Raw genomic sequence first — 12,389 nt, 5'->3', positions numbered from 1 at the left:
TTGGAGAGACGGTGTTGGAGAGACGGTGTTGGAGAGACGGTGTTGGAGAGACGGTGTTGGAGAGACGGTGTTGGAGAGACGGTGTTGGAGAGACGGTGTCGTTTACGGAGTCCGGCGTTGAAACGCCGGCCTAAAATGCGGCATCGCTCCGCGATGCGCGCTGAACCTGCATCCCGAAGCACACCCGATGCCGGTCATCGAGGGCATCCCGTTCCTCGGTTTCGTGATCCGGCCGGAGCACGTCCGCCTCAAGCGCCGCAAGGGCATCCACTACCGGCGGAAGCTCAAGGGTATCCTGCGCGCAGTCGATCGCACGGAGCGGAAGGCCTCGGTGGACGGGTGGTGCAACCATGTGCGGTATGGCAACACGGTGGGTCTGCAAAAGGCGCTGCTGAAGGAGTTGGGTGTGCCGTTTCGGGTCGTGTGGGGTGCCGGCGGGGGCAAAAGAATCCGGGCGTGAGCGACAGATCGATGCTTTAGGCTTGCTACTCCAGGTCGCGGCCCAGACCCGAAGGGTTTCCAATGCGCGGCGGTGTTCCCGTCGAGGCGGTTGAAAACCCTTCGGGTCTCCTTGCGCGAGGCGCGGCCGGCGTGTAAGTTAGCGAGGTCTAACCCGCCGTCGCCTTGCTCCATGCCCGAACTGCCAACCGTCGACCAGATCCGCATTTTCATTTCCTCTCCCGGGGACGTCGTGGCCGAGCGCGACGCGCTGGAGGATCTCATCAAGAACACGCTCCAGACGCGCCATGGCGATAGGCTCAGTGTCCACATGGAGCCCCGCCGATGGGAAACTCACGGCCGGCCCGGGCTGGGCGACATCCAGACCAACCTCTTTGACCAGATCGGCGAGTACCACATCTACATCGGCATCTTCTGGCTCCGCTTCGGAACACCCACCGGCAACCATGAATCGGGCTCGGAGGCGGAGTTTTACGACGCGTATGCGAGGTGGCAGGCGGACAACAGCCGGCCGGTGATGCTCTACTTCTGTGAGCGCGAAGATAACTTCAGTTTGAAGTCGCACACGATGAAGGAGCTGATCGAGCGGAAAGAGCAGCAAGAGAAAGTGGAGGCTTTCCGGGAAAATGTGGGAAAAGAAGGGCTTTTCTGGACCTACACGGATCTCGCCGACTTCACCAAAAAGGTCGAAAGACACCTGGATGCCACCATCGAGAAGATAGCCGGGAATAAAACACCGCCTCCCGCACCTCCTCCCCCTCGGGCGGTTTCCTCCGAATCGCGCCGCCATTACCTGAAAGCCTTGCAGAGCGACTGTCTGCAAATCCCACTCGACGTCTTGGGCGACCTCAAGGGCTTCGATAAACGCGCCGTCACCCTCGATCAGGTTTTTATCTCGTTGGATGCCTTCGAAAAGGATCCGGAGCAGTTGAAGCGAGGCCTGGAAGCGCTGGAAGACACCCATCGGATGACCGCGCTGGAGGCCGTACGGGATGCAGGCCAGTTGGTACTGCTTGGAGACCCGGGATCGGGCAAAAGTTCGTTTGTTAAGTTGCTGCTGGCCAATCTGGCCGACACCGAACTCGATGGCGCGGAGCCGCTGCTGCCGGATACGGGTGGACTCCTCCCTGCGCTGGTGCTGCTTCGTGACCTCGCGGCGCTTCTCGCGCACGAAAAACTGCCGGCGGATACCCTCTCAAGGCGGCGATTCCTCGCCGGCAAAATCGCCGATCTCGCCGCCGAGCAGGCGCGTACGCTGCTTGTTCCGGAGTTCGTCGACGGGGTTAAGCAGGCCTTTGTGGAGCGGCGCGTGTTCCTGGTGCTGGATGGCATGGACGAGGTGCCGTACGAGCAACGTAAGCTCGTGCGGGAGGCGGTTGGCGCGGCGCTCAATCAGTTTCAACTCAAACGCGTTTTTGTTACTTGCCGCGTTCGGTCGTACAGCGGCGAGTCCGTATTTGACGAGGTGCCGACCTACACCCTGGCCCGCCTTGGTAAAGAGCAGATCCAGGCGTTTGCGGAGCAGTGGTATCGGGCTCAGCAGAAGCTGCAACGGGTGAAAGCGGATGGGGTGGATGCCCGCATAGCAGATTTGCAGGATGTTGCGACGCGCGCGCCCCTCCTCAGCCTCGCCGAAAACCCGATGCTGCTGACCACCATGACGATCATCCACCAGCAGCAAAAGAAACTCCCCGAGGAGCGGGTGCTCCTGTACAATCTGGCGGTGGAGCTCCTGCTCAAACGCTGGCAGGAAGGCCGGGCCGGCGTTTCCACGGAGCTGTCGGCGTTTCTGGCCGAGAAGCAGGCGCGGATGCGGACCGTCATGGAGCGCCTGGCTTACGAAGCTCACCTGGCACGGGTCGCGGATAAAGCGGCCGATTTGCCACGTGCCAGCACCATCGAACTGCTAAGCGACAAAGCCTATTTCGGGCACGAGTCGCTGGCCACGCAGTTCCTGGATTATGTGGATCAGCGGGCCGGCCTGCTCATAGGCCGCGGCGAAAACGCGGTGCGGCCGGCGAGTTACGGGTTTCCCCACCGGACCTTCCAAGAGTATCTGGCCGGCTGTTATGTGATCGGCGAACGGGGAGCGGCTGATCGGCTTCGGTTGCTGGCTCGATTCGGCGAGTACTGGAGCGAGGCCGTGATCCAGGGCATCGAAGAGCTGGCGATCAATCGGAAAAACAAAAACAGCATTCTGAACCTGGCCACCCAGTTGTCTCGGGAGGCAGGCGGCTCCGAGCGCGACGAACGGCTGATCCTCTGGGCCTCGCAGATGGCCAAGATCGTGGGGCGCGAAGAAGTGGCGCAGGATCCCGGTGATATGGAAAAGGGGGAGGTGCTCCTCCACCGGTTGCAGCACCAGTTGGTGGGTGTCCTTGGTGGAAAACTCCCCCCCATCGAACGCGCCGAAGCCGGCCGGGTGCTCGCCGCCCTCGGAGACCCACGCCCCGAGGTGATGACGATCGAGGGGATGCGGTTTTGCTTTGTGCCGGCGGGGCCGTTTTTGATGGGGGATGACAAGCGCGAGATCAACGTCCCCTACGACTACTGGATCGGCCAGTACCCGGTGACAAACGCGCAGTTCGCGTCTTTTACGAAGGATGGTGGGTACGGGACTCGGCAGTGGTGGACGGACGCGGGTTGGGAGTTTATCAAGAATTCAGGTCGCACTGCGCCATATCCGTACCGAGCGCCCTTCGGACTCCTGAACCACCCGGTGGTTGGCGTCAGCTGGTACGAAGCGCTGGCGTATGTGACCTGGTTCACGGAACAGGCACGTCTCCAGAAATGGATTCCCCCAGGGGGAGCGATCGTGTTACCTAACGAACCCGAATGGGAAAAAGCGGCACGAGGGGGGCTCGAACTGCAGGAAGTTATGATCCATGCGTTTCCACTTTCCACGCTCTCGAATGATACATCTAAGAGTGGACTCGTAGCCAATACAAATTCGGGACGGATGTACCCCTGGGGTGACAAGATCGCTCCGGGCGATTGCAACTACGGCGAGACAAAAATCGGATCAACGTCCACCACGGGATGTTTTGCGAAAGACGCAAGTCCCTACGCGGTGCGCGAGATGGCCGGCAACGTATCCGAGTGGAGCCGAACGGTCAACACGAAAGCCGACTATGATAAGCACGTAAGTAAATGGAAAGATTCCGAAATGCTTACTGATAACGCGTCGCGCGTCCTGCGCGGCGGCTCGTTCGACGGTGGTGCTGAGGGCGTCCGCTGCGCCCGCCGGAACGGCAGCGATCCCGACTACGTCAACCTCGACATCGGTTTTCGCGTCGTTTTCGCGCCCCCTTAAAAACTGCTCTGAGAATGACGCAGATTCTTATTTAAGCGAAGAGGCTGGAGAATGGCGGGGCGGTCGGGCTCTGTACTCTGGTGGAAGGATGCGGGATGACGGAGGTCACCGGGGTAGGTAGACCCGAAAGGTTTCCGGGGCGCCGCGGTGTTCCTGTCGGGGAGGTGAAAAAACCCTGCGGGTCTCGCCGCGAAACGCAAACCCGGGGAAATCTGACCCTGCTCACCGCCGCCGAAAACCGGCAGCTGGGTCCGATGGGGTACGTTACGAAGATGGACATCTACCGGAAGTCCGTGTACGCCCTGACGCGAGCGGTGGTCGACGCCGCGCCGGAGACCTGGACGTGGCCCTTGCTGGAGAAACGGCAGCAGCGATTGGCCGATCGCGCCGTGCATGTGTGGCGAGTGGATTATTGATCACTTGAAAACCGGCTCACACAGCCGGCGGCTTGAATTCCGTCACCTCCCCAAACACCTCAAACCCCAGCTTGCGGTAGACGCCAATGCCATCCGGTTCGGCCTGGAGGATGGCGGTGGTGAAGCCGGCGTCGCGCGCGTCGAGCAACGGCTTCATGGTGATGGCCGATCCGATGCCGCGCCGGCGGAAGTCGGGGTCGGTGGAGACGTTGTACAACCCCACTACTCCGCCGCCAATTGTTAGCTCGGACGTGGCGACGGCCCGGCCGTCCAGGTAGCCGTTGTAGAGCCAGATCGGGGAATCGGGCGCGAGGAGCGCCTCGGCGGCGAGCACGTAGTAGCGGATCACGAATCGCTCGGGAGGCGACCAGTGGGCCGCGTTGATGTGCGCGAAGGCGAGGAGTTCCTTCAGGGTGGTCACGCGGCGGATTTCGAGGCCGCCGGGGGCGATGTCGACCGGGGCGAGGTTGTCGAGGTCGGCGGCCATGGCGGGGTCGGTCTGGTACCACTCCAGGCCGGCATCCACCAGCAGCTTGCCCAGGTGATCGGGCGTGTCGGCCGGGCCGACCCACCAGGAAAATGGCCGTTTCATCCGGGCGAACCAGTCGATGGATTCCAGGATGCGCGCCGGGGCGGCATCGGGTGCCATTCGGGTGCGGATCGCGGCGTTGAAGGTGTCGCAGGGCAGGCCGCTGTCGACGAGGGTGACGTCGTCGCCAGCGGCGAGGCGCATGCCCGGGGTGCGGCTCTGCGCCCAGCTAAAATGCACGAGGAGGTTTTCGTCGGCGGCTGAAGGGAGATCGGGAGCCATGGAAGGTGGAGCGGTGAGACGGACGGTTCGGGATCGGGGGCGGCGAACCGGGGTCATTCACGGAGAATACGGAGAAAAGCGCGTGCGAAGCGCTGGGGTGACTCGGCGTCCATGCGAAAATAGAGCGAGGGTTCGATCAACTCAAGCTCCATCAACGCCGCGTCGTTTTTGGATGTTCGGACAAGGTCGATGCGTGCGTACAGGAGGCGCTCGCCGGCGGCGTCGAGCACGTCCTGCGCGCGGCGGACAAACAGCGGCTCGGGGTTGATGGGCACGATCCGGCCGCCGTGTTCTTCCTGCACCCGGAAGTCGGCCGGCGCCGGCGTTTTCAGGATGGCGTGGCTGTAGACACCATCGAAATAAAATAGCGAATACTCCCCCTCGTCGACGATGGCCGGGATAAACGGTTGCGCTACATAGGCCTCGGATGAAAATCGGGCCGCGGCCGACGCGAGGGCCGGCTCGTTGCCGCGGTCCAGGCGAAAGGTATCCTTGGCGTTGGCGCTGACGACGGGTTTGACAACGATTTGGCGGGTGTCGAACGCGTCGAAGTACGCATCCAGCGTGCCGGCGTCTAGATGGTCTCCCCAGGCGCTGGGGACGATAGGGATGCCGCGGCTCTCCAACTCGGCAAGGTACCGCTTGGTCAGGTTCCATTGGACGGTGGCGAGGGGATTCAAGAGGCGCGTCCCGGAGGTATCGATCGCCTTCAGCGCCGCGAGGAAGGCGTCGGGGTGATCCTGGTAGTCCCACGTGGAGCGGATGACGACGGCTTCGTACCGGCGCCAGTCCACCCCCGCGGCCCGCCAGGAGAGGGTGTCGACCGACCAGCCGGCGGCTTCGATCGCGGCAACCGCGAGGGGGTCGTCGCAGACGTAGCCGGCGAGGTCGTCCATGCTGAGGAAGGCGCAGCGGTACGTCATATCAGTACCTGGCGTTACGCGTTTCACGTTTTTCCGTTGAACGTTTGGTGTCCTGGTACGCATCGTTGCGCTGTGGAGCGTGATTTTCATACCGATCGAATAACGCGCAACGAGTAAAGGCGTAACGTCAGTCAGTACGCCAAACACGCCTTACCGACACTCGAAACGTGATGCCTCATTTGTATTTCCGTTGCCGATGTACCTGGCCTGTTGGGGATAAGGGCAGAGGGGTCGCGTCATTACGGTATCCCCTTCAGCGTTCATTTTTTTGGCTACGATCTTCTGTGGTGGAATCCCGCGTTCAACCCAGTCTGCAATGGCCGTGTACCACTCGACCTGATCAGGTCCCACGCCGCTGCCGCAATGAAGCACACCCGGCATGAGAAACAGGCGAAAGTAGTCGCGCAGGGTCGGGTCAAGGCCCTCTACCTCCTTGTAATAGTCGATGCTGGCGTAGGCCGATAGGGCAGGGTCCGACCAACCATGCCAGAGTATCAGTTTACCGCCGCGCGTCTTGTAAGCACTCAGGTCGGGGTCAGTCGAATTAAGCATCTGCGCGACGGTTCGAGTATCGTCTGGCACGCGATTCAGGTCGTACCGCACGTAGTCCCAGTCCGGGTCGCCATACACAAAATACTTGAACAGTTCGGTTCCAAAGGCAAACTGGAGGCTCGGAAATCGCTCCTGCGACGATGCAAATACGGGTTCAAAAACCCCCGTGATCCAGGGTAGCCAGCCGTTGTCGAAATCGCCCTCCCCCCCGAACGGTTGTCCGGGGTGTACGACGCCATGATCGCTGACAACCGGCGCATAAACGCGTTCGATGGCGGCACGTTGAAGGGCTGTCATGCAATCGGGGCCTGGCCGGCCCGCTTCGCACGCCGGTACGGTTTCTAAATCGAATGGGCATGCCCGGGGATTCTCCATCATGCCATCGACCACGCCATCCAGGCCGTCGCAGGCTTTCAGGATCGATGTCTCGATCAGTGCCAGATTTTCTTTTGTGATGATGGGCTCTGAGAGATGGGCCGGGTCGGGGTAGTTGAGTTGGATGTTCTGAATGAATTCCGCGGCGAAGCCGGGCCAGTCCATCGCCGGCGCACCCGCCACGATCCCATCGAAGTCGTCCGGGTACCGTTGCGCCTCCATCATAGCCTGGCCACCGCCGCGGGAGCACCCGAAGAAGTACGAATACGCGGGGTCGGAACCATAGTGGGCAAGGATCACACTTTTAGCCACCTCCGCGGTTCGATGTATGGCCAGATGGCCAAAGTTCAGCTGTGCAACCGGGTCGTTCAGCGCCCAGTCGGCCTCAAGACCGTCCCCCTGATGCCCGGTATCTGTGCCGGCCGAGGCATATCCGAGGTCGACCGCCGGCTGAGCCGAGTTCGTGATCTGGCCGACGTATCCGCCACCGCCTCCCATAAAAAAGCGACCGTTCCAGTCCTTGGGAAGCAACACCTCGAAGCCGATGGTTCCGCCGATAGAGCCCACGACACGGCAGTGGGCGACGGTAACCGGCGCCGGCGGCGTGGCAGGTTCGACGAGGGTTGCCTCGGTGATGTTGACATCCGGAAGACGTAGCTGCTCGAGTTCAGCGCACGGCATCTGCGCCTGGGCTTGCCAGGTCAGAGTCGTGACGATGAGGAGTGCGATGTACCTGTTCATCGAAGTGTCGATTTGAAGTGGGCGGATATACTCACAGATAAGGCGAATCAGGAGTTGAATCACGCAAAAAGGGCATAACTTCGGTCACGCTAGAACCGTTCAACTCGTGATTCTCATAGCCCTAACGGTTAGCGATTAGGCATGGAGTGTTGGGTTTGGCGCAGAGTGGTGTTTTTAAAACCAGGCCTGTCATCGCGATCGGACGCAGCGGCGACAGCCGATGCGGAAGCTGAGCGACCTCCTCGAGATGGGCGAGTCGCTCGGCATAAGGAGGTTTATTCGCTTCGCTCATCAGTCGCTGCGCTCGTGTCTCCGCTTCGGCCCGATAAATCGGTCCTACGGTCGAGATGACATTGCCTTTTTTATCGTTTCAACTCCTGATTAGCATGATTCGCATCGATAAAATTGATGTATCAAACAGGTAAGCGATTCCGGGAAAGTACGCCTCCCTGACGATACTCCTCAACTATCAGCTTTACGCTTGTCTTTCCCCTTTAAAATCTCCTTCGCCATCTTCCCGAACGCCTTGTTCTTCCGCCGCTTCTCGACATAGCTCATCTCGTTGTAAGCCGACTCTTTTTGCAGCTTGATGTAGTGGGCGTAGCGCTCTGGCTCGATGTCGCCGGCGGCCAGCGCGGCCTGGACGGCGCAGCCGACCTCTGAGGTATGGGAGCAGTCGCTGAACTTACACTGGCCGGCCAGCGAGGCGATTTCGTCGAATGCGTCGTCGATGCCGGCTTCCATCCCAATCGTGCCGAGTTCGCGCATGCCCGGGGTATCGAGCAGGAGGGCGCCGTTGGGCAGGAAGGTCAGGTGCCGGCGGGTGGTGGTGTGGCGGCCGCGTTTGTCGCTCACGCGCACGTCGCCCGTGGCGAACGTGTCCTCGCCGAGCAGCCGGTTGAGAAGGGTGGTTTTGCCGACTCCAGAGCTACCGAAAAGCCCGTACGTCCGCGTCGGTTCGAGACGGGCTTCGATGGCGTCGATCCCCTGGCCAGTGGCATTGCTGAAGGGGATGGCGTCCAGGCCGGGCATCAGCTCGCGGAGCCGGGCGAGGCGAGCCTCTGTTTCGGCCGGCTCCACGAGGTCGGCCTTGCTGAGCAGCACGGTAAGATCGATGCCGGCTTCGTACACGGCGGCGGCGTACCGTTCGAGCCGGCGGATGTTGAAGTCGCCTTCGAGGGATTGCACGACGAACGCGCGGTCGATATTCGCGCCGATAGCCTGCACGTCGGCCACTTTGCCGGCGGCTTTCCGCTTCAGCAGTGATTTTCGGGTCACGATGCCGTGGATGACGCCGAAGGTGTCGTCGTCGAAGAGCTGGAGGTACACCCAGTCGCCGGCGGTAGGGTAGTCGAGCGGCGACTCGGCGGCGGCCATCATTTTGCCCGTCAGCTCTGCGGTGATTTCCGCGGCGCCGGTGTGGACGAGGTAGTTGGTTCGGTTGACGGCGACAACGCGCGCCAGCGAGAACGCCGTGAGCTGCTCCGGGTCGACCGTGCCGGGCGGGAGATGGGTGAGGCCGAGGGCGGCGTAGGGTGAGAGATCCATGGGGATGGTCCGGATCGGCCAAATTACCAGCGGCATGACTCACGGATGGGGCGTAAAGCCGCCTGTATACCGTGCAAGTCGAAGGTCGTGGCGGTGGAGTCGCCGGCGGATGTAAATGCGGCGGTCAGCGAGTCGTGTGCCGAGAGCCGGCTCACGAAGTCGACGGTGCGGCCGGGAAAAAAAGCGGCATCGCCATCGGCGGCTGCGTTCCAGATGCTCTCGACGGCTTCACCGTCATCGATGCGGTAGGTCACACGCGGGGCCGGACCGAGGAGGGAATCCCAGGCGACAAAGGCATACGTCCGGCCGGACTCACACCGGACTCCGAGGTAACGGTCGGCGTCGCGGGCGCGGAGCGTCGCGGTGGGCGGGGAATCGGCGGCCTGCAGGAGCATCCAGGCGCCCAGGCCACCTACGAAGGCCGTGTCGACACGTGTCGTGTCAGCGAAAGTCGTGTCAGCGGCCGTGAATGCCGTATCGGCGGGCGTCGATTCGGTGGATTGCGCCACTACCGGGGCGGATGGCGCCAGCCCCAGGGCAATCATGACGGCGATAAGGGGAAGGTGCTTCATGAGACGATCGGCCTTTGGAATCGGGACGGATAGTCGTAGTCGTTACGCGGGCAGGGGTTCCGCATCAGGCGGTTCTACGGAGGAGGTGGATATCCTGGCGGAGGTGTTCGGCAGGGCGCCCCTCGACGAAGTCGACCCGCTCGAACCCGTCGATGAGCCGGCGATCGACGTACCCTTTCGCGGCGTAAGTGGAGCACAGGTTTTCGCCGGCGGCGGCGGTATAGATGACCGCGAGTTCATCCGCCTCGAAGCGGGCGCGGTCTTCGGCGGAGAGGCCGTGGGTGAGGGGCCGGCCGTGCATCGTGAAGAGGAAATACCCGCCGGGCCGGATCACGCGGCGCATTTCATCCATCCAGGCCAAAACGAGGGGTTCGGGGAGGTGGGTGAGGACCGAGCGGGCATAGACAAAATCGAACCTACCGGCCTCACCGGCGAGCGGCGGCTCGAGCGCGTTGACCGAGAATGACGCGATGGGGAGATTTTTCTGGCACCAGTGGACGAGGGCCGGATTGTAATCCGTCCCGAAGAGGGCGGCGTCGGTGCGGCGGTCGAGGTGGCGGATGAGCCGGCCGCAGCCGCAGCCGAAGTCCAGGATAGCCGCGAACGACGCGAAGGAGCGTCCGTGGCGCGCGAGCAGGTCCGCCATGTCGTCGACAATCCGTTTGCCGGAGTCGTAATACACGGCATTCCAACGGACGGCGATGACGTCGTTGATCAGACCGGCGGGGGGGACGGGGAAACCGTCCGGCGCGTGCCAGGCCCGGTAACGCAACTCGCGGTACAGGATGCCCGGCGTGAGGGTTTTTAGATTAAAATAGAGGTCCTCGGCTGGCTTGAGCCAGCCCCGGCGGTGTAACCAGGCTTTGACGCGACGTTTCATGATCGGCTCGGTGGTCGGAACCCGCATGATACGTCGCCGCGGGTCAGGCGCCAACGGTCTCTTCGGGCGCGATGCGGGCCTGCAGGCCGAGGCGCTCGACGTCGCCGAAGCGTACTTCCCAGAGCCGGCGGTCGGGGTCCCACCGCCCGCCCAGGCGGGCGACTTCTCGGCGGAGCTCACGTTCGTCGAAGGCGAGATGCACCCACACGGGCATATCGCGAATGCGCCGGGGCAGCCAGTGTTTCTCGTCGACGACCAGTTCGATCGTCTTGAATCGTTTGTGGATGCCGGCGTCGTAGCGGTATCGCACATACATCAGCTCTTCGCCGAATTGCGCGTGCAGGGTTTTGGTGCCACGGGCGCCAGGACGCAGGGTAACGGTCCGTTTCATGTGCGTTCGCTATCTGTGGGATCTTATCTATCTAGACGCGATCGAGGGGTGAGGCATACCCTGTTGGAAGAAAAAAATAGGCAAGATTCGAAGAATGCAGTGTAAAGCGGCTTCTGGATCGCCGCGGGCCGGCGCTCGAAACGTACTGCCTGGCTGTGCGTTGCAGTACGGCTTAAATCAGCACAACGGAAATATACCCTATGGCCGCGGAAGCAAACTCGGTAGGTTCAAACAGCGGCGTCAATGCGTACGGCGCCTCCAACATCCAGGTCCTCGAAGGGCTCGAAGCGGTGCGCAAGCGCCCGGCGATGTACATCGGCGATGTGGGGGTTCGGGGCCTGCACCACCTGGTGTATGAGGTGGTGGACAACTCGATCGACGAGGCGTTGGCCGGGTATTGCGATACGGTGGACGTAATCATCCATGAGGACGGGTCGGTTTCGGTGCAGGACAACGGCCGTGGTATCCCGGTGGATCTGCATCCAACCGAAGGCGTGTCCGCACTCGAAGTCGTGATGACGACGCTGCACGCCGGTGGCAAGTTCGACAAAGACACCTACAAGGTCTCGGGCGGTCTGCACGGCGTCGGCGTCTCCTGCGTGAACGCGCTCTCGACGACACTCATCGCCACGGTGATGCGCGATGGCGGCGTCTGGCGGCAGGAGTTCGGGATCGGCAAACCCGTTGCGCCAGTCGCGCGGATTCGGGACATGGAGCCGGGCGAGTCCGGCGGCACCCACGTGCATTTCTGGCCGGACGCGAGCATCTTCACGACGCTGGATTACCGCTTCGATACGCTCGACGAGCGGCTCCGCGAGCTGGCCTATCTGAACAAGACGATCAAGATTTCGCTCGAGGATAGAAGGGAAGAGGATGTCGACCTCCGTCGCGAGGACTACCACTTCGAAGGGGGGCTCGGCGCCTTCGTCACCTACCTCGATGAAGCGCGGACGCCCCTCATCGACGAGGTGATCTACATCTCGGAGGAAGACACCGAGGTGCCCGTGGAGCTGGCCATGCGCTACAACACGGGGTATGCGGAGACGGTGCTCTCGTTCGTGAACAACATCAACACCCACGAGGGAGGCACGCACGTATCAGGCTTCCGCCGCGGTCTGACGCGCACGCTGAAGGTGTACGCGGATCGTAATAATCTACTGAAAAACGTCAAGATCGAACTCTCCGGCGACGACTTCCGCGAGGGGCTCACGGCCGTCCTGTCCGTGAAGGTTGCGGAGCCGCAGTTCGAGGGGCAGACCAAGACCAAACTGGGTAACTCGGACGTGCAGAGCGCGGTCGAGGTACTCATCAACGAGAAGCTGGCGCAGTGGCTGGAGGATCATCCGCGCGAAGCACGTCGGATCGTCGACAAGGTGGTGCTGGCCGCGCAGGCCCGCGCCGCGGCGCG

General features: G+C 62.1%; 11 protein-coding genes. 4 read left to right on the top strand and 7 right to left on the bottom strand.

Features of this window, described 5'->3' with window-relative positions; all coding sequences use genetic code 11:
* The first annotated feature begins 187 nt into the window (after positions 1-187).
* The 3 genes from SH809_20860 (at position 188) to SH809_20850 (ending at position 4,188) form a co-directional block, all read left to right on the top strand.
* A complete protein-coding gene (locus SH809_20860; GenBank protein MDZ4702174.1) occupies positions 188-460 on the top strand; it encodes a hypothetical protein in 273 nt (90 codons plus the stop codon).
* A gap of 171 nt (positions 461-631) precedes the next feature.
* Positions 632-3,772, top strand: a complete 3,141-nt coding sequence (locus tag SH809_20855; protein ID MDZ4702173.1) for an SUMF1/EgtB/PvdO family nonheme iron enzyme — start codon at positions 632-634, stop codon at positions 3,770-3,772.
* Positions 3,773-3,936: 164 nt separating this feature from the next.
* On the top strand, positions 3,937-4,188 hold the full coding sequence (locus tag SH809_20850; GenBank protein MDZ4702172.1) for an HNH endonuclease family protein: 252 nt from the start codon (positions 3,937-3,939) through the stop codon (positions 4,186-4,188).
* Positions 4,189-4,204: 16 nt separating this feature from the next.
* On the opposite strand, the gene SH809_20845 is transcribed toward SH809_20850, so the two are convergent.
* From SH809_20845 to SH809_20815, 7 genes are all read right to left on the bottom strand, one after another.
* On the bottom strand, positions 4,205-4,999 hold the full coding sequence (locus tag SH809_20845) for an N-acetyltransferase (GenBank protein ID MDZ4702171.1): 795 nt from the start codon (positions 4,997-4,999) through the stop codon (positions 4,205-4,207).
* Between the two features lie 53 nt (positions 5,000-5,052).
* Positions 5,053-5,922, bottom strand: coding sequence for a hypothetical protein (locus SH809_20840; protein MDZ4702170.1), 870 nt, complete (start codon positions 5,920-5,922; stop codon positions 5,053-5,055).
* A 150-nt stretch (positions 5,923-6,072) separates the two neighbouring features.
* Positions 6,073-7,590, bottom strand: coding sequence for a tannase/feruloyl esterase family alpha/beta hydrolase (locus tag SH809_20835; protein ID MDZ4702169.1), 1,518 nt, complete (start codon positions 7,588-7,590; stop codon positions 6,073-6,075).
* Between the two features lie 462 nt (positions 7,591-8,052).
* Positions 8,053-9,138, bottom strand: coding sequence for a ribosome small subunit-dependent GTPase A (gene rsgA / locus SH809_20830; protein MDZ4702168.1), 1,086 nt, complete (start codon positions 9,136-9,138; stop codon positions 8,053-8,055).
* 23 nt (positions 9,139-9,161) lie between these two features.
* On the bottom strand, positions 9,162-9,710 hold the full coding sequence (locus SH809_20825) for a type VI secretion system-associated protein TagO (protein MDZ4702167.1): 549 nt from the start codon (positions 9,708-9,710) through the stop codon (positions 9,162-9,164).
* Positions 9,711-9,774: 64 nt separating this feature from the next.
* Positions 9,775-10,590 (bottom strand): class I SAM-dependent methyltransferase, encoded by an 816-nt coding sequence (locus tag SH809_20820; GenBank protein MDZ4702166.1) that lies wholly within the window; start codon positions 10,588-10,590, stop codon positions 9,775-9,777.
* A 43-nt stretch (positions 10,591-10,633) separates the two neighbouring features.
* The gene (locus tag SH809_20815; protein ID MDZ4702165.1) at positions 10,634-10,981 is read right to left on the bottom strand and encodes a hypothetical protein; all 348 of its coding nucleotides are present in this window, start codon (positions 10,979-10,981) and stop codon (positions 10,634-10,636) included.
* A 200-nt stretch (positions 10,982-11,181) separates the two neighbouring features.
* Between SH809_20815 and SH809_20810 the strand changes: the two genes are divergently transcribed.
* A partial coding sequence (locus tag SH809_20810) for an ATP-binding protein (protein ID MDZ4702164.1) occupies positions 11,182-12,389 on the top strand: 1,208 nt, incomplete at its 3' end.

It is taken from the genome of Rhodothermales bacterium (assembly GCA_034439735.1).
GTDB lineage: Bacteria > Bacteroidota > Rhodothermia > Rhodothermales > JAHQVL01 > JAWKNW01.
Note: the sequence above shows the minus strand (reverse complement) of the source record. Positions and strands in the feature narration are given on the sequence as shown.

What these genes read in the sequence shown, in the direction of transcription:
- rsgA (MDZ4702168.1), bottom strand. Translation starts at nt 9,138, where the DNA reads ATGGATCTCTCACCCTACGCCGCCCTCGGCCTCACCCATCTCCCGCCC.
- SH809_20825 (MDZ4702167.1), bottom strand. Translation starts at nt 9,710, where the DNA reads ATGAAGCACCTTCCCCTTATCGCCGTCATGATTGCCCTGGGGCTGGCG.
- SH809_20840 (MDZ4702170.1), bottom strand. Translation starts at nt 5,922, where the DNA reads ATGACGTACCGCTGCGCCTTCCTCAGCATGGACGACCTCGCCGGCTAC.
- SH809_20855 (MDZ4702173.1), top strand. Translation starts at nt 632, where the DNA reads ATGCCCGAACTGCCAACCGTCGACCAGATCCGCATTTTCATTTCCTCT.
- SH809_20860 (MDZ4702174.1), top strand. Translation starts at nt 188, where the DNA reads ATGCCGGTCATCGAGGGCATCCCGTTCCTCGGTTTCGTGATCCGGCCG.
- SH809_20820 (MDZ4702166.1), bottom strand. Translation starts at nt 10,590, where the DNA reads ATGAAACGTCGCGTCAAAGCCTGGTTACACCGCCGGGGCTGGCTCAAG.
- SH809_20845 (MDZ4702171.1), bottom strand. Translation starts at nt 4,999, where the DNA reads ATGGCTCCCGATCTCCCTTCAGCCGCCGACGAAAACCTCCTCGTGCAT.
- SH809_20815 (MDZ4702165.1), bottom strand. Translation starts at nt 10,981, where the DNA reads ATGAAACGGACCGTTACCCTGCGTCCTGGCGCCCGTGGCACCAAAACC.
- SH809_20835 (MDZ4702169.1), bottom strand. Translation starts at nt 7,590, where the DNA reads ATGAACAGGTACATCGCACTCCTCATCGTCACGACTCTGACCTGGCAA.